The 21,257-nt window shown below is 46.7% G+C and carries 23 protein-coding genes; 13 read left to right on the top strand and 10 right to left on the bottom strand.

The window, feature by feature from the left end; all coding sequences use genetic code 11:
• Position 1: 1 nt before the first annotated feature.
• A complete protein-coding gene (locus Micr_RS02470; RefSeq protein WP_203135073.1) occupies positions 2-1,528 on the bottom strand; it encodes a winged helix-turn-helix domain-containing protein in 1,527 nt (508 codons plus the stop codon).
• 195 nt (positions 1,529-1,723) lie between these two features.
• Between Micr_RS02470 and Micr_RS02465 the strand changes: the two genes are divergently transcribed.
• Positions 1,724-3,415 (top strand): ArnT family glycosyltransferase, encoded by a 1,692-nt coding sequence (locus tag Micr_RS02465; protein WP_203135072.1) that lies wholly within the window; start codon positions 1,724-1,726, stop codon positions 3,413-3,415.
• Between the two features lie 11 nt (positions 3,416-3,426).
• On the opposite strand, the gene Micr_RS02460 is transcribed toward Micr_RS02465, so the two are convergent.
• From Micr_RS02460 to Micr_RS02450, 3 genes are read right to left on the bottom strand one after another with little or no spacing between them, the layout of a single operon-like run.
• A complete protein-coding gene (locus Micr_RS02460) occupies positions 3,427-5,433 on the bottom strand; it encodes a xanthine dehydrogenase family protein molybdopterin-binding subunit (RefSeq protein WP_203135071.1) in 2,007 nt (668 codons plus the stop codon).
• Positions 5,434-5,439: 6 nt separating this feature from the next.
• Positions 5,440-5,910, bottom strand: a complete 471-nt coding sequence (locus tag Micr_RS02455; protein WP_203135070.1) for a (2Fe-2S)-binding protein — start codon at positions 5,908-5,910, stop codon at positions 5,440-5,442.
• An 11-nt stretch (positions 5,911-5,921) separates the two neighbouring features.
• Positions 5,922-6,785: an FAD binding domain-containing protein gene (locus Micr_RS02450; RefSeq protein ID WP_203135069.1), complete on the bottom strand. Its 864-nt coding sequence runs from the start codon at positions 6,783-6,785 to the stop codon at positions 5,922-5,924.
• A gap of 126 nt (positions 6,786-6,911) precedes the next feature.
• Between Micr_RS02450 and Micr_RS02445 the strand changes: the two genes are divergently transcribed.
• Positions 6,912-7,343 carry an SRPBCC family protein gene (locus tag Micr_RS02445; protein WP_203135068.1) on the top strand — a complete coding sequence of 144 codons (432 nt, stop codon included), beginning with the start codon at positions 6,912-6,914 and terminating at the stop codon, positions 7,341-7,343.
• Between the two features lie 5 nt (positions 7,344-7,348).
• Here the strand turns inward: Micr_RS02445 and Micr_RS02440 are convergent, their stop codons facing one another.
• Positions 7,349-7,906 carry a hypothetical protein gene (locus tag Micr_RS02440; protein ID WP_203135067.1) on the bottom strand — a complete coding sequence of 186 codons (558 nt, stop codon included), beginning with the start codon at positions 7,904-7,906 and terminating at the stop codon, positions 7,349-7,351.
• Positions 7,907-8,047: 141 nt separating this feature from the next.
• On the opposite strand from Micr_RS02440, the gene Micr_RS02435 reads away from it, so the two are divergent.
• On the top strand, positions 8,048-9,262 hold the full coding sequence (locus tag Micr_RS02435; RefSeq protein ID WP_203135066.1) for a hypothetical protein: 1,215 nt from the start codon (positions 8,048-8,050) through the stop codon (positions 9,260-9,262).
• Positions 9,263-9,354: 92 nt separating this feature from the next.
• Here Micr_RS02435 and Micr_RS02430 read toward each other — a convergent pair whose 3' ends face one another.
• Entirely contained in the window at positions 9,355-9,744 is a 390-nt protein-coding gene (locus tag Micr_RS02430) for a hypothetical protein (RefSeq protein WP_203135065.1), read from the bottom strand.
• 96 nt (positions 9,745-9,840) lie between these two features.
• Positions 9,841-10,020, bottom strand: coding sequence for a hypothetical protein (locus tag Micr_RS02425; RefSeq protein WP_203135064.1), 180 nt, complete (start codon positions 10,018-10,020; stop codon positions 9,841-9,843).
• A 79-nt stretch (positions 10,021-10,099) separates the two neighbouring features.
• Between Micr_RS02425 and Micr_RS02420 the strand changes: the two genes are divergently transcribed.
• The 7 genes from Micr_RS02420 to Micr_RS02390 all read left to right on the top strand — a co-directional run bounded on the left by Micr_RS02420 (position 10,100) and on the right by Micr_RS02390 (position 16,233).
• On the top strand, positions 10,100-10,414 hold the full coding sequence (locus tag Micr_RS02420; protein WP_203135063.1) for a hypothetical protein: 315 nt from the start codon (positions 10,100-10,102) through the stop codon (positions 10,412-10,414).
• A gap of 9 nt (positions 10,415-10,423) precedes the next feature.
• Positions 10,424-11,287: a hypothetical protein gene (locus Micr_RS02415; RefSeq protein ID WP_203135062.1), complete on the top strand. Its 864-nt coding sequence runs from the start codon at positions 10,424-10,426 to the stop codon at positions 11,285-11,287.
• 79 nt (positions 11,288-11,366) lie between these two features.
• On the top strand, positions 11,367-11,930 hold the full coding sequence (locus Micr_RS02410; protein WP_203135061.1) for a hypothetical protein: 564 nt from the start codon (positions 11,367-11,369) through the stop codon (positions 11,928-11,930).
• A gap of 136 nt (positions 11,931-12,066) precedes the next feature.
• Positions 12,067-12,579 (top strand): hypothetical protein, encoded by a 513-nt coding sequence (locus Micr_RS02405; RefSeq protein WP_203135060.1) that lies wholly within the window; start codon positions 12,067-12,069, stop codon positions 12,577-12,579.
• A gap of 123 nt (positions 12,580-12,702) precedes the next feature.
• A complete protein-coding gene (locus Micr_RS02400) occupies positions 12,703-14,577 on the top strand; it encodes a 2-oxoacid:ferredoxin oxidoreductase subunit alpha (RefSeq protein ID WP_203135059.1) in 1,875 nt (624 codons plus the stop codon).
• Positions 14,564-15,472, top strand: a complete 909-nt coding sequence (locus Micr_RS02395; protein ID WP_203135058.1) for a 2-oxoacid:ferredoxin oxidoreductase subunit beta — start codon at positions 14,564-14,566, stop codon at positions 15,470-15,472. The genes Micr_RS02400 and Micr_RS02395 overlap by 14 nt, the downstream gene beginning before the upstream one ends.
• Positions 15,472-16,233: a GTP cyclohydrolase II gene (locus Micr_RS02390; RefSeq protein WP_203135057.1), complete on the top strand. Its 762-nt coding sequence runs from the start codon at positions 15,472-15,474 to the stop codon at positions 16,231-16,233. Before Micr_RS02395 ends, Micr_RS02390 begins: the two co-directional genes overlap by 1 nt.
• A gap of 1 nt (position 16,234) precedes the next feature.
• On the opposite strand, the gene Micr_RS02385 is transcribed toward Micr_RS02390, so the two are convergent.
• Both Micr_RS02385 and Micr_RS02380 read right to left on the bottom strand, forming a co-directional pair.
• Positions 16,235-16,675 (bottom strand): hypothetical protein, encoded by a 441-nt coding sequence (locus tag Micr_RS02385; protein WP_203135056.1) that lies wholly within the window; start codon positions 16,673-16,675, stop codon positions 16,235-16,237.
• Between the two features lie 43 nt (positions 16,676-16,718).
• The gene (locus tag Micr_RS02380) at positions 16,719-16,928 is read right to left on the bottom strand and encodes a hypothetical protein (protein ID WP_203135055.1); all 210 of its coding nucleotides are present in this window, start codon (positions 16,926-16,928) and stop codon (positions 16,719-16,721) included.
• A gap of 157 nt (positions 16,929-17,085) precedes the next feature.
• Between Micr_RS02380 and Micr_RS02375 the strand changes: the two genes are divergently transcribed.
• Both Micr_RS02375 and Micr_RS02370 read left to right on the top strand, forming a co-directional pair.
• Positions 17,086-17,898, top strand: coding sequence for an InlB B-repeat-containing protein (locus tag Micr_RS02375; protein ID WP_203135054.1), 813 nt, complete (start codon positions 17,086-17,088; stop codon positions 17,896-17,898).
• 50 nt (positions 17,899-17,948) lie between these two features.
• A complete protein-coding gene (locus tag Micr_RS02370; protein ID WP_203135053.1) occupies positions 17,949-19,550 on the top strand; it encodes an ATP-binding protein in 1,602 nt (533 codons plus the stop codon).
• A gap of 16 nt (positions 19,551-19,566) precedes the next feature.
• Here Micr_RS02370 and Micr_RS02365 read toward each other — a convergent pair whose 3' ends face one another.
• On the bottom strand, positions 19,567-20,232 hold the full coding sequence (locus tag Micr_RS02365; protein ID WP_203135052.1) for a metal-dependent hydrolase: 666 nt from the start codon (positions 20,230-20,232) through the stop codon (positions 19,567-19,569).
• A 284-nt stretch (positions 20,233-20,516) separates the two neighbouring features.
• On the opposite strand from Micr_RS02365, the gene Micr_RS02360 reads away from it, so the two are divergent.
• Positions 20,517-21,254, top strand: coding sequence for a hypothetical protein (locus Micr_RS02360; protein ID WP_203135051.1), 738 nt, complete (start codon positions 20,517-20,519; stop codon positions 21,252-21,254).
• Positions 21,255-21,257: the final 3 nt, after the last annotated feature.

Genomic DNA, 21,257 nt, shown 5'->3' with positions numbered 1-21,257 from the left:
TTTAACCGCACTTGGTTCCATTCCCATCGCTGTCATATACTGCAATGCCGTTGGAAGTTATAACTATAATCCTATAATCACCACTAAGCACAATCGAATCGATGGCCTGTTCCTGTATAGATCCATTGGCTGCCGAATACCTTAGCGTTACGTTTGAGCCTGGACCCATGCCATAGCCAATGTTACCTGCCATTTTCGGCATTTCCCACAGTGAAGAGCCCAGGCTCCCATTTTTCAGCACCGCGAATGATACGCCAAGCATGGGCATGAGCCTTGGTGTCTGTGGCATCTTTGCAATGGCATAGGGATTCCCTGTTATGACAACCCTCTTTGGCATATTCGTTACGTTTATTGATATCGGCTTGGAATTCCAGTTGTTGTACAGCTTGGATATGTTTATTGTAAGAGTGCCTGAAGTGCCGTTATATGCAGTTGCGTTGACGTTGTGATTGAAGCTCTTGCCTGGGGTGATAGCATAATCATGCATGGAAAAACATGAAAGCATAGCAACACCTTCCACTTCTGCAATATTGTTTCCGGTGTTTATTAGTGATATCGAAACGTTTTCATTGCCGCCATTTTGGACTATGGATGCGTTTGCCACTTTTACACCTGACTCGCTGAAAAACAACGCTGCTTTGCCTGCGAATTTGTCCAGAGGCATTGATTCGTTGTCTGAAAAAGCCTTCTTTGAGCCATTGGTATTATTTTCCGAAATCCATGTCCTGTTGGCATAGCCCAGAAAACCGGAAAGCTTTGGCATAAACGCGAATGATTCGGTGCCGTTGGAATAATTTGAAAAGTATGGAACCACAACACTGGACAAATCCAGCAATATAGATGTCGAAGAGTTTACGGTACCGTTTCCAACTACTTTCGTATAGAAGCGCTTTACCGGTATTGCAAGAGCATATGTAGAATTGCCTATGCTTATAGATCCAGAACTTATGTTTATCGATACCCCGTTTATTTTTGATCCGCTCTTTATATTGGCTGTCGCTATTATTCTCGAAACGTTTACAAGGCTAAGCGCGTCAAGCGTGCCTGTCGTATTGAGCGTTATCGTCCTGTTGGCTCCGCCTGAAGTGTAGTTTATAGTTATGGAAGAATAGTTCAGCATTACCGCGCTTGTGCCTGCCGGGAGATATGGAGGATCTGTTATTGCTATAGGCACGTTTGCAGAAGCGGAATGAAAGCTTCCAGAGAGGGCGAGCAGACCAGCTATTGCAGCAATAATGAGAAAGCCGGCAAAGGCATATTTGGACTTGCTGCCTCTACTATAATTTATCTTGGCTGCAATGGTTTCCGGGAACTCGCCTTCGAACCCAGTATTGAGTTCGTAGTGCTTCCACTTCTTGGCGTATTCGCTTTCTACCAGACGTATTGCACCGAGTCCCTGCAATTCGTTCAAGTGCTTGCTTACGGTTGACGGGGCAAGCCCGAGCTCTAAGCTTATTGTACTGAGCGTATCCTTGCGCTCCTTTATGAGCTTCAGGATTTCGGACTTCGTCTTACCGTACTTTGACATACGGATACTCTGTTTTTTTAATATTTATATGCTTTCCGTGATGTTTCGCTTTTCATTTCGCTTTGGTTTTTTCAGTTTGTATATGTTCTTTGATTTAGATTCGCGTTATTTGGAAATTGTGTTTTACGCAGATACAACTTTTGCGTAAAAACATTTCCAGCATAACCTTATTAAAAACAACACGTAATTAAAAATATGAAACGAAGCCTGGAGCCAATAGCCGACAGAAGCATTGCAAGGTTAGCGATATTGATATTAATTATTGTGATTGGAATCGGATTGAGTTATATTAATTTTTACGGGCCTAGCCAGCTTGGCGACCAGTATGAGTATGTAATGTTCGGATGGCAGGTACATAGCGGAAACGCTGCAGACCTCATGTATGATGGAGTGCTTGGCCAGAAATTGCTGCTCAACTATGGAGTAGGGTTCTTTTTTGATTTGTTTGGAGTAAATATATTTGCCAGTACGCTTTTTTCAGAATTCTGCTTCATCGCAACGTTGGTAATAATATACGAAATAGGCAAAAGCCTGAAAAATAACACTGCCGGACTGATTTCCGCGTTCGTATTCGCAGTTATGCCAATTTCTCAGATTTATTCTGCGCAGGTCAACGATGGAATACCTCTTGCTTTCATAGCTGCGCTATCAGTCCTCATGGCAGTCAGGGCAACAAGATCGAAAACCGCCAATTCGGCATTCGCGTTCATGACACTTGGAAGCTTCTTCGGGACCATAGGGTTTTTGATTACTGCTGAATCTCTTATAATCCTGCTGCCTATTTTTGCAATCGTGCTATACTCGCTTATTTCTAAAGGTTCGATTGAAAAAGGCAGGCATGGATTGGGCCTCAAAAGAAAAGGCGTTATGTACGCGCTGCCATTTTTTATCGGGATCGTTGTCGGCTTGGCCGCAATAATGCTCTGGGGGCATATGCTCGGAGGATCATATCTGAGCATAATAAAGACTGACGGTAATTGGTACAGCGCCAGCATATGGCGCACGACATCGTACGGCGAATTTAACATATTGAACATATACAGGGGAGTGCTCTTTCCATTCTACGGATCGGGAATTAAAAGTGGCGCAACGCTTTTCTCTTACGTGCTTCCAAGCGGTTCAAATTCATTGCCACAGCCTTACGAAAATCTTTTTTACACATGGTTCGCTTATGCCGCGGTTGCGTTCGCAATAGCTGCCGTGCTTAAAAGAAACAGGGCGATAATCCTTCCCCTGGCATGGTTTGTAATAACTTTGGCGTATCTTTCGGCAGGAACCATGAGCCTAAGCCATTATACGCTGATACCGCCATTTGCCAGGTACACCTTCATATTTACTCCTGCACTGGCGCTTTTGATAGGAATAAGCATTGCAGGTTTTTATGAAAATAATGATGCAGCAAGTAAAGCCAGAAGCAGGAAAAAAGCAGGCAGAGAAAAGCGCAAGCCTTATGGCATGAAGAAAATTGCGATGACAGTTTTGTTTGTAGCGGTGCTTGCGTTTTTGACTTTCCAGTCGTTTTACGCTTCTACCCTGGTTAAAAATTCAGCAAGGGCGGACATAGAGCCGTTCATAAGGGCCGCGCAATACATAAATTCCGTAAGCCCAACGTACGTATTGCAGAGCAATTATTTCATACCTATGCAGATTTATACAGGATACAAATACCATTATATTGACATAAGCAATTCCACGCCAGCGTGCAGCGAGGTAAACAGCAGCATGCTAGTCGTTTTGAAAACAAACCAAAGCTTTCAGGAAAAGTGTTCTCTTGCAGAAGTGGCGGGCCCCTTTACAGTACCAAAAATAAATGGAAGCAATCTTTTCGAGTTTGACGGCATCTGGACTGGCTTTGCCGATGGAAACGTTTCAGTTTATAAAAAATAAGTCGGCTGTGCTTATGAAAGATCCTGAGGCTTTACTGGCGTAGACCTTATCCTCTTCCCGGTTATATGTTCCAGCGACCTTACTATTGCCAGGGGAGTGCCTATGGTAGGGGCTTCTCCAAGCCCCTTTGCCTTGTCAGGAAGGGTTGAAGGGTTTTCCATTATCTTGACAACGCATTTTGGGGCTTTTGTTGACCTCAGCACTCCAGCATTCGATATGCTTGAAGTTAGCAGCTGCCCGTTTTCGTCGTAAGCCACTGCTTCGCCCATTACCTGCCCGGTTCCCTGTATAATGCCGCCTTCTATCTGCGCTTTGACCATGGCTTTGCTAAGGGCACGGCCTACGTCATAGCACGCCCTTACCTCAAGCACTTCGGGATCGTTTACAGGACCGAGCTTGGCTGTTGCAAGGTTTGCCCCGAATGAATTTATTTCGCCATCGAACTTGTAGAATTCCGAGTAGTCGTAGTTGCTGCTTAGCAGGAGCTTTTTGGAATACTTTCCGTGCTTTTTCTTTATCTCTTCTTTTATGTGCCTTGCCGCATCCACCAGGGCTGAGCCCCCCACCATTGCGGATCTGCTGCCCCAGGTGCCTATTCCGGCTTTTATGTTGTCGGTATCTGGAACCTCTATGGCTATTTCGTCAGGAGACAAGCCAAGTTCTTCCCTTGCCAGACTCCTTATGAAAAAGTCATGCCCCTGGCCGTGCTGGTTGCTGCCGAGCCATACGTGCATCTTTCCGTCTTTTACCTCAAGGCGCACACCCTCTCCGGGAGCCGCGCCAGGCACAAGAACGAAGAACCCTATCCCTGCATTGCGCTTCTTCATGCTTTCGTAGCCAAGGGCCTTAAGCGCTTTCTGCATGAAGGGCTTCGATGCGTCTATGTGCATGCCAAACGGAGACGTGAAAGGCTTCTCAGAGGCATTCAGCAGGCGTATCTCTGCATCGTCCATCTTAAGCTCGTCCGCAAGCATGTCTACCATTCTTTCCATGAAAAATGCTGCTTCAGGCCTTCCGGCACCCCTGTAAGGGCCATAGGGCGCCTTGTTTGTGAGCACGCTCAAAGCCCTCACGTAGCCGTTTTCTATTGCGTACTGCTCGGTAAGCTGATGGGCTATGAAGCCCGGAGCGAAGCCGGCCAAGCCTTCAGCATACGCACCTGCATCAACTATTATGGTGCCCTTTATGCCCAATATTTTTCCAGACCTTTTTGCGTATAGCTTCATCTTGCCTATTGCGCCCCTTCCCTGATTGGCTGCCATTAGGTGCTCCAGCCTTGTTTCTATCCACTTTACCGGCCTTTTGTATTTCATCGCAGCAAATGCCGCTATGACATGCTCTGGCTGCAGGCCGCCCTTGAGGCCGAAGCCGCCTCCCGTATCTGCCTGTATTACCCTGACCTTGTCTTCAGGCAATCCAAGGGTGCCGCAAAGCCCTCTTTTTATGCTGAAGACCGATTGCGTAGATACGTGTATTGTGAGCCTGCCATTGGAATAATCTGCAAGTATTCCCCTTGTTTCTATTGCGTTGGTTGCTATCCTGTGGTTCTCGAGCCTGTCCTCAAGCACTATGTCTGCCTTTGGCTCGAAATCCTTGCCCAGCATTTTGTCGCTTATTACGTTGCTCTTCATGCCCTTGTGTATCGGCTCGAATCCGATGGCCTCTTCCGGGCTCACAACAGGCTTCAGCGGCTCGTAGTCCACGTCAACGCTTTCCAGGGCGTCCTCGGCGCCATACCTGTCTTCGGAGAAAACAGCCGCTATGGGCTGGCCCACGTAATTGGCGTAGCCCTTTGCGAATATTGGATGCGCAGCAGGGTTGGCTGATGCTCCTCCAGCACCCTCCCCGACAGAAGCAAGTGCCGCTTCAAGGTCCGAGGAATTAAGCCCTCCTTTTACGCCGTTTATTTTTGTCCTGGCATATGGGCTCCTTACTACAGCCATGTACAGGGGCTTGTCTACCTTTATGTCATCGACATATTGGCCCATCCCTTTTACAAAGCGCTCGAGCCTGTCCATTGAATGTCACTTCTTTTTTTCCTGAACGCTGCGTATGGCTTTAAGTATGCCGACATAGCCAGTGCAGCGGCATAGGTTGCCGTCTAGGCCCTTCCTTATTTCAGCTTCAGTAGCGTGGGGATTCTTTTTCAGTACGTAGTTGGCTTCCATTATCATTCCTGGCGTGCAGAAGCCGCACTGGAGCCCGTTATCCTCGATGAAAGCTTTTTGCATTGGATCCATCGAGCCATCCTTTGAAAGCCCCTCTATGGTCGTTATTTCGTGGCCGTCAGCCTGTACCGAAAGCACGGTGCACGACTTTACCGGCTTGCCGTCAAGAAGCACGGTGCAGGCACCGCAGTTGCTAGTATCGCAGCCGATGTGCGTGCCGGTAAGGCCGGCGCTGTCCCTTATGAAATGAACGAGGAGCTGCCTCGGTTCCACAGTTGCGGAATAATCTTTGCCGTTTATTTTTATTTTGGGTTTTGCCTCTTTCATGAACACACCTTTCATCTGATGCGCTTTACGGCCATTAGGAGCGCGTCCTCGACCACATGCGACAGCGCCCTGCGCTTAGTTTCCGCATTGGCGTAATAGCTGTCCTCGACTTTTGAGGATGAATATGCCTTTTCCGAAGCCGACTTTATGAGCTTTTTCGACGGAGCTTTGCCAAGCATTACGGCTTCAGATTCTTCAAGCCTTATTGCCCTATCGGAGCACCCTGATGCCGCTATCCTTACCGTGGAAAGCCTGCCATTATCGTCGAGCTCCAGGTATGCGGCACAGGCAGCCAGTGCGTAATCGCCCACTTGCCTGTCTACGCGCGAATAGGCGCTGCCGTGCCTGGCCTTTTTGACATTGAATTCCACCGATGCCAAAATCTCGTCGGAATTCACCTTTGTAGAGTACGGGCCTGTGAAAAACGAATCCGAGCTTTCGTTGCGCGATCCGGATTTGGAAAAAACGTTAAGCTTTGCCCCGTACGCAAGCACAACTACGGGCATGTCGTTGCTTGGATCCGCGTTGGCTATATTGCCCCCAATGGTTCCCATGTCGCGGACCTGGGTATCTGCTATGCATGATGCGGCATCACAGAGCGCAGGAAGCAGCAGCGATACTTCCTTATCGGATGCTATTTCGGAAATCCGCTCCATTGAGCCTATGTAAACGGAATCGCCCTTACGGTTTATTCCACGAATATCAGGGATACGGGATATGTCTATTATTGTGCCAGGAGTGGCAAGCCTTAGCTTCATCATGGGAATAAGGGATTGGCCGCCTGCCAGCAGCTTGGCATCGTCTTTTTTGGATAGGAGGTCAAGCGCCTCGCTTAAGCTTTTTGGAGCATAATAATCGAATTGCTTGGGGAGCATGGACAACCACAATAGTTTAAGCCGCGGCAACGTATTTAAGCGTTAGACGATTTGCCTTTTATCTGCGTTTAGGCAGTGATGCTCAAGCGTATTAATTGTTTTTGGTAATAAGCTTATGGTGATGGAATGAAGCTGCAGGGAAGCGCCGAACTGGGAATGACGGCAAAAAAGGCATACGAAATACTTTCAGATCCGGAAAAGATAGCCAAGCTGGTCCCAGGAATGCAGAGCTATGAGAAGGACGGAGACGGAGTCAAGATGAGCGTAATGGTGGGCTATTCATTTATAAAGGGCAGATTCAGTGTAAGGATAAAATCAATAAATAAGGTAGAAGGAACCCATGTTGACGTAAAGGGCAATGGAAGCGGTGCCGGAACTTCTATAGACTTCCTTTCAAAGTTCGATATAAAGGATAAGGGCACTACTTCAGAGATATCCTGGGACGCTGACGTCAATGTAGGAGGCATAGCAGCCACCATGGGAAGCAGCATGATAAAGAGCGCTGCGGACAAGTTCATATCGCAGATAATAGACGCATTGAAAAACGGCAGTGGATGAGCCCTTCAGCGCCTCAGCAGGTTCTTTTCTGCTGGGCCGTATTCTCTCAGCACGGTTTTCAGGTTATCCCTGAAATCCCTGTATTCCTGCATGAATTTTGTTATGTTTTCCAGGCCTTCAGAATCTTTTCTTGATGCCATAAGCATTGCGGTTTCAAACATTTCATTGTTAACGTGCCTGTACCAGAACCCGTATATCTTCTTTGTTTTCCTAAGCAGATACCTTCTTGATTCCGAGAGCAAAGCATCTACGGTTTCCGCATCTGCAGGACATTCAGCCCATTGTATAATCCTTGCGGCGTATTCGGCAGTGCTTGGCCATTCAGATTTGCCTTGGCTACTGGCAGATTCCTTCCCGCTTAGTGAATCTGCTATGCGTTCAGAATCCTTTTTCATCAGGAAAAGCACGTCTTTGAGTGCCCTTTCGTGCTCTTCGCATGAGATTATGCTATATTCCCTGAAGCTTTTCAGCTCTGCCATTATCACTTCCGAGCCATAGAACCTTGCAAGCTGCTTGAGTGCGTGCTTGTATTTGACTTTTATGCCAAAACGCGTATTTTCCATATAACCACTTGCATATACGCGATTTTATGCCTATTTTCAAATATCTAAATCTTGTGTCTGGGTCCAATAATGCCAAAGTAGAAAAACATATTAATATTTATTCTTTGTTTAGGTAGTAAGATTGATTATATAAGTGAGTTGATGGGTATTGCCAGAGATCCTAGTGAATATAGGGCCAGAGCGCAATCCGCACTGGAATACCTCATAACATACGGCTGGGCAATACTAATTATTGCAGTGGTCATATCCCTGCTTTACCTGTACGTCGCAGTCCCAAAGATAATAGTTCCATCAACATGCAGCTTTCTCACAGGTGCAGTATGCCAGGACATGATTTTCGGCACAAATGCCACAACCCATGCAACCACCATGGGCCTCTTCATAACCAACTCCCGGAAATATCCCATATACGATCCTGAACTTTATGCCAGCGTAAACGGGAAAAACACGACTGCCGTGCAATGCAAACCCTCTTTCGTTCTTCCCGGAGGTTCTGTCATATGCGTGTTGAAGGTTCCAAACGTATCATCTTCCTTGGGGCAGTTCTTCTCCGGAAGCATATATCTTAATGCATCATATTGCGGCCTTGCCCCTAAACCATCTTCTCCCTCTTCGTGCTCTACAGTTCCTAAGGAGACTTACAAAGGCATCTACAGCGCGCATGCGGAGCCTCTCGTTTCACCAAGCTACACGCTTTCGCTTTCGGTAGTCAATTCAACCAACCCTGCCAACAACGCAAAAGACGAACTAATTGCAAGGGTTGACCTTCTGGGATATCCGCAGAGCGGCGCAACAGTGAACTTGACTGCAACATTTACAAAGAACGGGACAAATGCTGTTCCACCTTATTCGCTGCAGAGCCAGTTCGTAACAACTGGAACCAACGGCCAGGCGATTGACTACATTTGGGGTACAACAGTTTCGAATGTTACGGTAAATGCCAATTATGCAGGCCTTAATGCGACAAAAACAATAAATTTCGTTGCAGTAGTCCCGATATTCTTCAACATATCAAACATACCGACGTCGCTGCAAAGCAATCCTTCAGGCATTGCAACCATAGACGGCGTTTCATATTCATATTCGCAGCTCACAAAGAAGCCAACGAATTTCGACTGGGGCTGCAACACTACGCACACGTACAGCTTTGACCCAATAATATACAACTCATCCGGAACCAGATTCGTTTTCAAGAGCGTAACCATAGACGGGTTCACTTCCGACAGCAATTCGGGCAGCGCTACGGTGTCGACCTGCAAGAGCCAGAACGTCACCGTATCTTATGCGGAACAGTACGAGCTTTATGACATCGCTTCGCCTTCCATAGGGGGAACAGTTTCTCCTGCTACTTCATGATACGCGCCATCCAGCAGCGTTACCATATCAGAAACGCCAAACACTACAGGGCATTACGTTTTCATAGACTGGACGTGCACCGGAACCGGATGCTATTCCGGAACTGCAACATCCACTTCGGTAACGCTTAACAATCCGATAAATGAAACTGCAGTATTCCAGAGCACTACTACTTCTACATCAACGACTTCCACATCAACAACAACTTCAACCACATCAACGAGTACAACCACATCGACAACTTCCACATCCACAAGCACAACATCAACATCTACTACGACGTCTACATCAACCACCACATCTACGTCAACGACTTCCACATCGACAACCTCAACGTCCACAACAACGTCGACAACATCCACCAGCACCAGCACAACATCAACATCTACTACGACGTCAACGAGCACTACGACATCGACATCGACAACCACTTCTACTTCAACAACTACGTCGACTTCAACATCTACGACGTCAACGAGCACTACGACGATATTAAGCTGCACTTCTGGAAGTTATGCGAGTGGGCCTGAATGCGATGCATATGACTGCGCACACTTAGGTGCTGATTGCTTTACGGTTTATTCCTGCACCACAGGCAGCAGCACAGGGTGCTCAGATACTAGCGGTAATAGCTGCAGCCCTTCCGGATGTGCTATTGATGGAACCACATCCACAACGACTAGCACTACATCCACTTCCACCAGTACAACTTCGGTCACAGGAGGCGGCGGCGGTTGTGTATCTGGCAATGATACCATTTTAGCATTTAACGGCACGTATGTTACAGTTTCGAATCTCAAAATTGGCGAAGTTGTCTACGGATATAACACATTCGGCATGAAGCTGACAAAGGAACGCATAACATACATAACAGAATCCTACTCGCAATTCCTTGAAATGATAAACGGAAAGATAGGTGTTACGCCTTCAGATCAGCCGATGTACGTTAGAAACGGGACATACACAGGATGGGTTAAAAATCCAAGTGTAATAAAACCGGGCTGGAGCATTTATGATCCTTACAATATGAGCTGGGTATCTGTTAGGAATGTCACTTACTTGACAGGCGCTTATCCGGTTTACAACATTTATACGAACGGCACAAATGATTACATAGTAAATGGTGCATTAACCGATGTAAAAATAGCATGAGTGGTCGTTTTGAAATATTCGAATTACCGAGTCGACGATGCAGGAATTGGTAATGACAATAATAATACTAACCAGTCAGGTATGCAAGCTGTAGACAATACGCCACAGAAAGAGCCATACGATGACAAATTCACTTACCTAGGAATTAAAGAGCCGGAATCCAATAGCGGAAAGCTAAAACACTATTTGGCTGCCACAGCGCTTGTCGTTATATTGCTTTTGTTGATAATACTTGTTCTCCATAATTTTGGCATATATTTGCCATTGCAACATATTACAAACACCACAACTTCAAGCCCTATATCAATAAACGAATCCAGCACATACTTAGGCAATTTCTCGTTCAATACGAAATTGAAAAATCTCGGCACCTTTGTATACAGTGACACTTATTGCAATTATACGGAGCATTTTGTAGATTATGCACAGAAAGGGGTACCTGTGCCCCCAGGCGCCATAAATTTCTCAACGCTTAATACGTCAGAGCCGATATTTGTGTCATTCGGAGTAGAAAATATAAATGGTTCATTGGGCAGATATTTATCGATAATAAATGGAACCGGAGGATATTGCCAGAAAATCTTTTCAGAAATATCAAAAAATTCGCTTTATTCAAAAAGCAGCGCCAAGATAGATGGGATTAATGCATACGTTATGAATTTCTCGAATTTCACAAATGCGGGGCTCAACCTGACACAGACTTATTATATAGGGCCTAAGCCGAATTTAGAATGGCAGATAACTAAAGTCGTTTACAAAAACGTCGCTCTGGTAACGTCTGTATGGTGGTTTGAGGGCAAAGCAAACAATACGGCATTATATAATTATTCTTCCAATTTTTATAGCCGCTTTATATCGGAAGCTGCAAAATAGTAATGGGTAACGGGCAATGCAGGCAAAGAATTACAAAACAGAGAAATTAGCTTATGCGTTGGTATTAGCTGTAATTTTTTTGACTGCTGCATACTTTGGGCTTGTTAATGTTTCGGCAGGAAGAGGAGCAGTTAAAAACAATACGCTTTTTAGCACTACTGGCCTTGTGGATACGCTAAATTTGGTCGGAAGCAGGTATTTTGATTATTACGGGTATATGGTTTTTGGCAACGTTTCTTACAGCAAGCTGCCAGATTACGGAGTTGGCAATATCACAGGTTTCGATGGCATTGACGTACTTGGCGATGTTTCACTTGGCAAGTCCATAACGGCTTTTGTATTTAAAAATTCTTCGCTGGCATTTTCTGAATTCGAAAATGATTCTTATATAAACAGCTTCTATGGTTATGAAGTCGCGAATTACAGCGTCAACATATCTAGCGTTTCTTATAAGGGAATAAGGCTAAAGATACTCAGCATGAACATGCGTTTCCCAAACGGCATAAATTACAAAAAATATGGAGTTGCATTTTATCTTAGAAATGGGCTTTTCATGTGCAGCAGTGGAAACGAATCATTTTGTGAGACCTCGTCAGAATATCTGATAGATAAATTGTTGTACAGTTACAAGGCGAATTATTGATCTTGGGATACTTTTAAATCTGTTTGCATGCAATTTTTATGTGGATGAGGAAATAAGGCATTTTGGTGATTTTGCGGATAAATGGACTACCGTGCTTGCTATTTTGGTTATAATGGTAGTTTTGGCGGTTTTTGTTTTGGTCGTAACTTTGCCTTCGAAGCCTAATGGCAGTATCACTACATCGATATCTAATAGGGCCACAACAGTTTCGACGATTTCATCGACTACCACAGCGAATTTGGAAAGGCTCAGCATTGCGAATTACAGCTACAATAGCGAAGTGGGCCTGTTCAGCGGCAGTGAGCAGGTACCTGTATCCAACGGCTTTGTAAGCGGAAGACTTGTTACTTATACGTCCCAGAACTCCAGCCTTGTCATAAGGACCCTAACGTATTCGGACAGTAAGACTGCAAACGCTGCCTACGATTATATATCCAATTTCAGCGGGAGCGGCGCTACCTACATAAAGGATATGCCAAAGGATTATATCGGCGTGATACTCAAATCCGGAAGTTCTGAGCTTTATGGAATCATTTTCATGAAAAATTATTCCATATATACGGCAACAGTTACACAGACCCCTGGAAGATATATAAACCCGAACGCGACCATAAGCACGATGCTTTACGCGATTAATAATACAGTGTAAGAAGCAAATGCTGCACGCAATCATTTCCGCATTGGTGGAAGCGGTCGCTTGCGACGCACCAGGTTCACTCCTTTTCACGAAATGTTTAATATACTTTAAATCTATTGCTAATCAGGTGAATAAATGAGGCTAAGCTGGATGATAGGCGGGGCGCAGGGAACCGGAGTGGACACATCGGCAAACCTGTTCGGCAACGCTGTCGCAAAAGCGGGATATTACATATTCGGAAGCAGGGAGTATTTTTCAAACATAAAGGGCAGGCACAGCTATTTCAACGTTGTGATAAGCGACAAGCCGCAGCACAGCGTAGAGACAAAGGTGGATATACTGGCTACTTTTGACGCCGAGACCGTATTCCAGCATTTTGACGAAGTAAAGAGCTGGCTCATATACGACAAGGCGCAGGAGTCCATGGCCATGGACAAGGTAAGGTCTCTAGAGCCCGAGATAGCGGAGAGGCAGGCAGCGATACTTGAAAAAGCAGGCTTAGGAATTACAATAGGCGACGTTGTGAAATACGTTTCCGGAAAGGGAGTGAAGACCGTAGCTGTAGACTACGGCCCGCTCATGAAAAACATAATAAACCAGCTCAAGATGGATCCGTTCGTCGCGGAGAAAGCCAGGAACATGCTGTGCGCTGGAGCTTCGTTTGCGCTTCTGGGCCTTGACCAGCAGCTGCTAATTGATGCCATAAAATTCACTTTTGCAAAGAAGGAGACGTTCTTAAACCTGAACACTCTTGCAGCGCAGGCGGGCATGTCGCAGGCCAAGGACGCTTATGGCTTAAAGCAGTTGCAGGCGCAGGGGCACAGAGTACAGCTGGACGGGAATACAATATCTGCGATGGGCAAGCTCTACGGAGGGCTTGGCTTCCAGTCGTATTATCCGATAACCCCTGCAAGCGACGAGAGCACTTACATAGAGGCAAACCAGCTGCTCAATGAAGGGGACTCGCAGAAAGGAGTAGTCGTACTGCAGACAGAGGACGAGCTCGCAGCCATCAATTCCGCCAATGGGGCTGCACTTACAGGTGCTAGGGCCGCAACCGCGACTTCCGGGCCGGGATTCTCACTCATGAACGAGGGCATAAGCTGGGCGGGCATGAACGAGGTTCCAGTGCTTATTACCTATTATATGAGGGGCTCTCCGGCTACTGGCTTGCCCACGAGAAGCGGACAATCCGACCTTAAGCTCGCGCTTAATGCAGGGCATGGGGAATTCGCAAGAGTAGTGCTCGCTTCCGGTGACCATGCGGAGATATTTGAAGATGCGATAAACGGGCTCAACCTGGCAGAAGTGTGCCAGACTCCTGTAGTTCACATTATCGAAAAGACGCTTGCCAATGCGTATGCGGTCATGGATGAATCGGTTCTTGAGCAGGGCAGCGCAAAGATAGACAGGGGCAAGGTTGTCTTCCCCGATGAACCGGAAAAGTACAAGAGGTTCGAAATAACCGACGATGGAATATCGCAGAGGGCTTTCCTGGGGCATGCGCAGATGTATTACACCGGCGATGAGCACAACGAATACGGCCATATAACAGAAGCCAGCGACAACAGGACCGCAATGTACGAAAAGAGGATAAAAAAGATGGAAACGGCGGAGAAGTTCCTTCCCGATTCCAAGAAGGTCAATATAGTCGGCAATGCAGATACGGTTCTTCTTACATGGGGATCTCCGAAAGGGGCCATACTCGATGCGATGGAAGAGCTAAAGGGTTCAGGAATGGAAATAGAGATGGTGCAGGTAAGGATGTTCAGCCCGTACCCGAAAAGCATAGTGGCAAACGCGCTCAAAGGCAAGAAAAGGATAATTGCGGTTGAGAACAACTATTACGCGCAGGGCGCTGAGGTAATGACGGAGCACCTGGGCATAATGCCTACGCACTACATATTGAAGTGGAACGGCAGGCCAATGGCAAAGGACGAGATAGTATCTGCTGTGACAGACATAGCCAAGAATGACACTAAGAAGGTGGTTTTGAATGGAGGTAAATGAAGCATTGGAATTTAACGACTGGTGCCCCGGGTGCGGGGACTTCGGAATATTGAGGGGAGTGGAAGCCGCTCTCAGCGAGATGAAGCTTGACTTTACCGATGCGGTTATAGTTTCTGGAATCGGATGCTCGGGCAAGCTGCCCCATTTCGTGTCTGGCCCAATATCGGGGGTGCACACGCTTCACGGAAGGTCACTGGCATTTGCCATAGGGGTCAAACTGGCCAATCCGAGCATGAAGGTAATAGTTGATGCGGGAGACGGCGACACCTTCGGCATAGGAGTAGGGCATTTCGTAAGCGCAGGCAGGCGCAACGCCGACATGACCATGATAGTCCACGACAACAGGGTGTACGGCCTTACCAAGGGCCAAGCGGCACCGACGATGCCTATGGGCGAAAAGACAAAGTCGCTTCCGAAGCCCAACATAAACGAGCCCATAAATCCTGTGGCGCTGGCAATAGCGTCAGGCTATACCTTCGTCGCAAGGAGCTTCGCTTATGACACTGCAATGACAAAGGAACTCATAAAGCAGACAGTGCAGCACAAGGGAATGGGATTGATAGACATACTGCAGCCGTGCCCGACTTACAATGACATAAATACGAACGAATGGTACAAGGAGAGGATATTCAAATTGGAAGACGATCCGGAAGTGCATGACCCTTCCGAGACAATGGCAAAGATGACCCAGGCCCTAAAGAATGCGTACATGCCAGAAGACAAAATACCAGTAGGGCTCTTCTACAAGAACGAGTTTATACCGACATTCGAAGAGAGGCTGAAGGCCAACATACCAAATTATATGGAGAAGTATCCGGCCGACCACGAGATAGAAAAGGATGGAAAGCCCATTACCGACATAACCAAGCTCATAGAAGCCAGAAGAGTGTTTTGATGGGATTGACAGGCAGGGCGCAGAAGGAGCTTTTCGAGCGAATGTGGAGCGATACTGCAAGCCTGGAAAGCGGAAACCTGAGAGTTGCGGATAGGCAGCATGTCCCGATAATAAAGAGATTGGGCAGCACTCCGCTGCCTACCGAATACGGTGGTTTCACGTATGTCGTTTTCGGTGATCTGACCAACGGCCAGTTCCACACGATGATGATATACGGGGATGCAAGCAGGATAAAGAAAAAAGAGAGGCTTCTGCTAAGGGTGCATTCGGCGTGCGGCACAAGCGAGCTGTTTCACGCTACCAACTGCGAATGCAGGGAGGAGCTTGAAGAGGCCTTGAAGCGCATCTCAAAAGCCAAGTCCGGCATAGTAATATACCTTAACCAGGAAGGCGCTGGAAACGGAATAACCGCAAAGACAAAGGCTTATTCGAATGCTTTCGAATGGAAAAACGGGAAGATAGTCGAAAGGAAAAAGAAGGATGGCTCCGATGTAAGCGTATACGACGCTTACAAGAAGCTGGGCTACCCTCAGGAGAACAGGTCTTTCGCAGCTGCCGCTGCAATGCTTAAAGAGTTTGGAATACGGAAGGTTAGGCTCATGACCAACAACCCAAAAAAGGTTGAGGGGCTGAAACAGTACGGCATAGACGTGCAGCCCTACGGCATACACATAAAGCCTAAAAACAATACCATGAAAAGGCATCTTGAGGCCAAGGCAAAGCTTCTAGGACACAGCATAAAATCCAAAGACCTTGAATAGGCTACTGCTCTTCCGAAAATCTGTCCCTGGGCTTTTCTAGCCTTATCAGGCTCGTATGCGGCGGAGTACTCGTGCCCGTACCGTTTATAAGATCCTCGATATACTGTTTGGCATACTTGGGTGTTGATGGATGCACGTACAGGTCCCAGAGCAGCTTTTTGGATCCTATGCCTTTTATGGAAGCATGCGTTATGGCATCCATGTTCTCCTGCTTGCCGCTGGAAAACATTCTTATCAGGGTGTTGGCCTTCAGCACTTCGTCGCCCATCAGATAAAAAGCATTTATTGATAAGGATGGGAATTCGTTGCGCATGGCAATTTCAACAAGATCCTCTCTAGTAAGCTTGGAATTGGCAAGCAGCCACAGCCTGTGGTTCAGGCTAAGATTGCTGTCCAATATATATTTTACAGCCCCGGAACGGGTGAATTCCGAACTTGCCATGCTAGTTAACGGGAAGATAAGAATAAAAACCCATTATTACTTGTTATGAGTCTCCTGCACCGCAAGCGCACATGCCATTTTCGTCTATCCTGCTGCCGCATATCGGGCATATATGCTCCTTGGAGTACTTCACTTCATGATACTCTTTTGAATACAGTTCGCTGTGCGGATCTTTTGACCTGTATTTTGATTTTATTTTAGCTTTGAGTTCGGCCTTTGTCTTCCTTTTCTTGCTGTGCTCAGTCTCTTTCATCGCACCACCAATATTATTGTGTGCCTCTTTATATTTAAGTATTGCGCCCTGCAACAGATGACATGTGTATTGCACTGGCGTTGCGCCTGCATTGGAACAGATGCTGTAATCGAAACCTGCAGGGTATAAATAATTGACGATGCAAGGAGTATATCATATGCGCGGCAAGAGGGATACGCTTCGCCTCAAGAAAAGAAGCTTCAGGCTTCAATCCGCAGTAGAGATGTTGAGCGTATATTCGTGGGCAATTATACTAATCGCTATGGTCGTCGCTATGGTTTTTGCCCTCAGCGGGCCTTTCACGCCGGCGCAATATCTTGGCTCAAGCTGCAACATACAGCCGCTCATGCTTTGCCTGCATTCGTACCTGGCCCCATACATAAATTCCGGAGAGCCGATAAAATTTTCGCTTATATTCGTCAACAATATGGGTGTCACGCTTAATTTCACCGGGCAGCATTTCAACGTGACAATGGATAACGTGGGACAAAAGGGGGAGACGAACAGCACAGGGTCGTGCCTTCCATTGATTGCACATGCGGGCACCGAAGTGATATGCACGGCATACGTTTACGGAAGCGTCGAACCCCCAATGTACAGCAGCGTAAGCTCAGCTTTCAGCATAGGCTATTATGTATGCAAGGGCAGCTCATGCTCTGGCCCCTATACATCTACCGGAAGCTCCATACAAACCATATCCCCTGGATCCGCGCAGCTGGTTAACCTGTCTGTGGACACAAGCCCTGACAACGGAAGGGTCGTCATAAACGGCATCGGATACAGCAGCGGAATAATAGTCCCGTTGGAGAAGCAGAATTATACGATATACGCAGTGCCGCCTAACGGATACCAGTTCAACAACTGGATATTCAGCTCTGCATCATCAAGCATAGCAAATGCAAACGACATACAGACCACCATATCGCTAAGCTCGAATTCTGTGCTTACGGCCAACTTCATAAAGAGCTGAATGCGCTGCGGCATATCAAGCTTATTTAATTTTAGCAGTGAAATATGATCATGCAGATAAATATAGCTCAGGGCGTTGACATAGACGCTCAGAAGCTGCTTACCGGAAGATGCTGTGTCATAGGGCAGAGCGGCTCCGGCAAATCATTCCTTATAGGGGTTATAGCCGAGGAGCTGTCAAAGTCGCACCTTCCCTTCCTTATTGTAGATACAGAAGGCGAGTATGTGAATCTGGGAAAGGCCTATGGGCTTATAGTAGTCGGAAGCGGGCCTGAGGCAAACATAGGCCTTGATACCGACTACGGGCTGCTCTTCAGGCAGAGCATACAGGCGAAGAAGCCCGTAGTAATGGACGTATCCGATGCCGTCGATCCGCAGCATGCGGTGTATGAGGCAGTAAGAGCCTTATACGACGTGGAAGAAGAGCTCAGGAACCCCTATCTGGTTATCATAGAAGAGGCTGACAAGTTTGTTCCCCAGATTGTAAAAAGCAGGATAAACATAATAGAAGAGGTAAGCGTCAGGGGCAGGAAGCGCGGCATAGGCCTGCTCGTGGCCACGCAGAGGCCTGCAAACATAAGCAAGAACGTCCTGGCACAGTGCTCATACGGATTCATAGGCAAGCTAACGATAGAGAACGATTTTGACAGCATAAGCATACTGCTGGAGAACAGGAAGCGCATGGAAGAGGTGGCTAAGCTCGGAACTGGAGAATTCCTTCCTTTCGGCACGGGAAACGAGGATGTCTTCAAGGTAAAGGGCAGGAGCTTAGCGCACGTGGGCAGCACGCCTTCAATAGATTACAGCAGCGGAACGGAGATAAGCCTCGAATCCGTCATATCACAGCTCAAGAACTCGTCAGTGGAGCAAAGAACAGGAAGCAAGCAGCCCAGGCAAAAGGCGCGCACAACTAATGCCCAGGAAAAACAGAGAGCAGAAGAGATAAATGTGGTCAGCGGAATACGTGAAAAGGAGGAGCTGATGCAGCGCTTGCAGGGAACCAAGGGAGCCATAACGCGTTTGATGCCGAAAAGGGGCTACTCCGTAGAGTCCATAGATACCGTTTATGTGCCATTTGCTTACGTCAAGATACTGGTTCCTAGAGGCAAGGGATCGGAATACGACGAGATAGAAGCAATATACGACAGCAGCATGCGCGAGGTGTCGCTGCACGGCAGCCCAAAAATATTGAGGCACGCACCACAGAAGGCTAACAGCCTGAATGCAGTCGAATTCTCCACCTTGGAAACCCTTAGAAGGCTAAAGCACGCCAAAAGCTCGAAGCTTGCGAAGGCATGCGGCTTGACAGTAGAACGCATGGAGAATCTGCTTATAAGCCTTGAAAACAAGGGCCTTCTCTCGTTTGACGGGAAAGAGTACAGGTCGGTTCAGCTTCCTAAGACAAACAAGCGCATACCCCAGACATTTGCAGCCAAGCCTGATGGAATGGTAATGGACATCGATACGGAAAAGCTTGGCAGGATAATAGAAATGAACTACCCTGGATGCAAGCTAGAAGAGCATTCAATCTTTTACATGCCTTTTTACAAGGCAAGGCTCAGGTATAAGAACAGGGTTAAGATATCCGTTTTTAACTCAATGAGCCTAAAGGAGGAAAAATCCGCGTTGGTAAGCGGCTTCTCCAAGCTATGAGCAGATGCACAAACCTTTAGTTCCCGAAACTGTAGGAATCTCCAGGGTTAAGTATAGGTACTTCCGCCTTGCTTTTTAGCATCTCCTTTAATTCCTCCGGGTTCTGCTTTATCGCAGGAAACGTGTTGAAATGCATCGGAAGGACCACTTTTGTTCCGAGCCATTCTGCTGCTCTTGCAGCCTCCTTGGGGCCCATAGTGAAAAATCCCCCTATCGGGAGCATAGCGACTTCTGGCTTGTATGTTTCTCCTATCAGCTTCATGTCGCCGAAAAGGCCAGTGTCTCCGGCATGGTATGCGGTGACGCCATTGCACCTTATTACCACTCCGGAGGGGTTCCCGCTGTGGAGGGCGAACGTAAGCGCAGCTTCAAGCTTGCCGAGATTGACGTATGTGCCGATGTTCATGCCCATTGCTAGCTCTTCCTTTAGGCCCGCCTTTTTTGCTTCCTCAACGGTTTCAAAAACAGCCACAAGCTTGGCGTTGTTGGCGTTTGCTATCTTTACCGCATCGCCCATATGGTCGAAGTGGTTGTGCGTTACGAATACGTAATCTACGCCGTTGATTTCGGCACTCTTCATTGCAGAGGCAGGGTTGCTGTCGAGAAATGGATCTATTATGACTTTTGCGGTTCCAAAATCTATGAGCCATGCCGCATGGCCCAGCCATTTAAATTCAACCATATAATCACAATGCTTTTTCTCTCAAAACAATTAATGCCTTTCCAATTTCAGCGTTTACTTTTGGAAATTTTAGCCCGTTTTAGTTTCCTTGGCAGCATGATGCGACGATATTTGGCGCTGCCATGCTCGGCATTGCGGCTATTATAAGCGGTATTGTTCCTGCTTATACTTCCTTATTTATGCTTGTCTTATAATGCCAACGGCGTTTGATGCATTATTCAAATTTATATATTCCTGATTAGGCCAGGTATATAAATAAATATTATTCAATTGAATATCATATTATGAATAGCAGCAGGGATTCTGAAGGCAGCACTAACAGCAAAAAAATCAAAGAAATGGTCCAAAAATACGGGGCTTTATTTTACGGCAGTGCACGTCTGCTTAAAGGCATGGGTAATATCCATGATGAAGTTGACGAAAGAGCAATAGGCAGACTCCTCAATTCTACGGAATTTTCAAGGTTATTGGACAGGATTAAACAGACTATGTCTAAAGATGTTATTCTAACAAGCCAAGGCTCTCGAATCCAGCGCAACTATTCCAATATGATATTGGACATGGTGGCATCCATATATATATCTGACGATATAGGCGAGGCATATAGCGTAGGTGGCTCGCACAAAAGCCTTTTTGATCTTGATATTGAAGTAGCCAATACACTAATTGAAGATCCAAAGCAGGCAAGAAAGGCTGTTTCGCTGATGAATAGAATAGCAATAAACTCGTTCGCGATATCGGAAATAATAAAAAACAAGAGCGGGTTTTTTCCGGAAGAGGCCATTTTATCAGGGCTTGCAGTCGAATTTTACAAGAGACTTATGGAAGAGATAGGCCGTGGAGGAGATAGCTACAAGGATTTCGTATCTTCGTGCTTTAGGATAGTAGAAGGAGGCAATATCGGCTATAACATAGCACTGCTGAACAAAAGCGACATAATCAATGGGCTTGCTGACGATAGGCTGGCGCTGAACAGGCTTCTTGGCATGCATTACTTTATTTCCGGAATTGAAAGGCGTTAATCA

This window comes from Candidatus Micrarchaeum sp. (assembly GCF_016806735.1).
Lineage (GTDB): Archaea > Micrarchaeota > Micrarchaeia > Micrarchaeales > Micrarchaeaceae > Micrarchaeum_A > Micrarchaeum_A acidiphilum_A.
This window is presented reverse-complemented; position numbering and strand designations above follow the sequence as displayed.

What these genes read in the sequence shown, in the direction of transcription:
- Micr_RS02445 (WP_203135068.1), top strand. Translation starts at nt 6,912, where the DNA reads ATGAAGCTGCAGGGAAGCGCCGAACTGGGAATGACGGCAAAAAAGGCA.
- Micr_RS02395 (WP_203135058.1), top strand. Translation starts at nt 14,564, where the DNA reads ATGGAGGTAAATGAAGCATTGGAATTTAACGACTGGTGCCCCGGGTGC.
- Micr_RS02470 (WP_203135073.1), bottom strand. Translation starts at nt 1,528, where the DNA reads ATGTCAAAGTACGGTAAGACGAAGTCCGAAATCCTGAAGCTCATAAAG.
- Micr_RS02435 (WP_203135066.1), top strand. Translation starts at nt 8,048, where the DNA reads ATGGGTATTGCCAGAGATCCTAGTGAATATAGGGCCAGAGCGCAATCC.
- Micr_RS02455 (WP_203135070.1), bottom strand. Translation starts at nt 5,910, where the DNA reads ATGAAAGAGGCAAAACCCAAAATAAAAATAAACGGCAAAGATTATTCC.
- Micr_RS02370 (WP_203135053.1), top strand. Translation starts at nt 17,949, where the DNA reads ATGCAGATAAATATAGCTCAGGGCGTTGACATAGACGCTCAGAAGCTG.
- Micr_RS02420 (WP_203135063.1), top strand. Translation starts at nt 10,100, where the DNA reads ATGAAGCTGACAAAGGAACGCATAACATACATAACAGAATCCTACTCG.
- Micr_RS02465 (WP_203135072.1), top strand. Translation starts at nt 1,724, where the DNA reads ATGAAACGAAGCCTGGAGCCAATAGCCGACAGAAGCATTGCAAGGTTA.
- Micr_RS02450 (WP_203135069.1), bottom strand. Translation starts at nt 6,785, where the DNA reads ATGCTCCCCAAGCAATTCGATTATTATGCTCCAAAAAGCTTAAGCGAG.
- Micr_RS02385 (WP_203135056.1), bottom strand. Translation starts at nt 16,675, where the DNA reads ATGGCAAGTTCGGAATTCACCCGTTCCGGGGCTGTAAAATATATATTG.
- Micr_RS02390 (WP_203135057.1), top strand. Translation starts at nt 15,472, where the DNA reads ATGGGATTGACAGGCAGGGCGCAGAAGGAGCTTTTCGAGCGAATGTGG.
- Micr_RS02460 (WP_203135071.1), bottom strand. Translation starts at nt 5,433, where the DNA reads ATGGACAGGCTCGAGCGCTTTGTAAAAGGGATGGGCCAATATGTCGAT.
- Micr_RS02360 (WP_203135051.1), top strand. Translation starts at nt 20,517, where the DNA reads ATGAATAGCAGCAGGGATTCTGAAGGCAGCACTAACAGCAAAAAAATC.
- Micr_RS02425 (WP_203135064.1), bottom strand. Translation starts at nt 10,020, where the DNA reads ATGGTATCATTGCCAGATACACAACCGCCGCCGCCTCCTGTGACCGAA.
- Micr_RS02375 (WP_203135054.1), top strand. Translation starts at nt 17,086, where the DNA reads ATGCGCGGCAAGAGGGATACGCTTCGCCTCAAGAAAAGAAGCTTCAGG.
- Micr_RS02400 (WP_203135059.1), top strand. Translation starts at nt 12,703, where the DNA reads ATGAGGCTAAGCTGGATGATAGGCGGGGCGCAGGGAACCGGAGTGGAC.
- Micr_RS02380 (WP_203135055.1), bottom strand. Translation starts at nt 16,928, where the DNA reads ATGAAAGAGACTGAGCACAGCAAGAAAAGGAAGACAAAGGCCGAACTC.
- Micr_RS02440 (WP_203135067.1), bottom strand. Translation starts at nt 7,906, where the DNA reads ATGGAAAATACGCGTTTTGGCATAAAAGTCAAATACAAGCACGCACTC.
- Micr_RS02365 (WP_203135052.1), bottom strand. Translation starts at nt 20,232, where the DNA reads ATGGTTGAATTTAAATGGCTGGGCCATGCGGCATGGCTCATAGATTTT.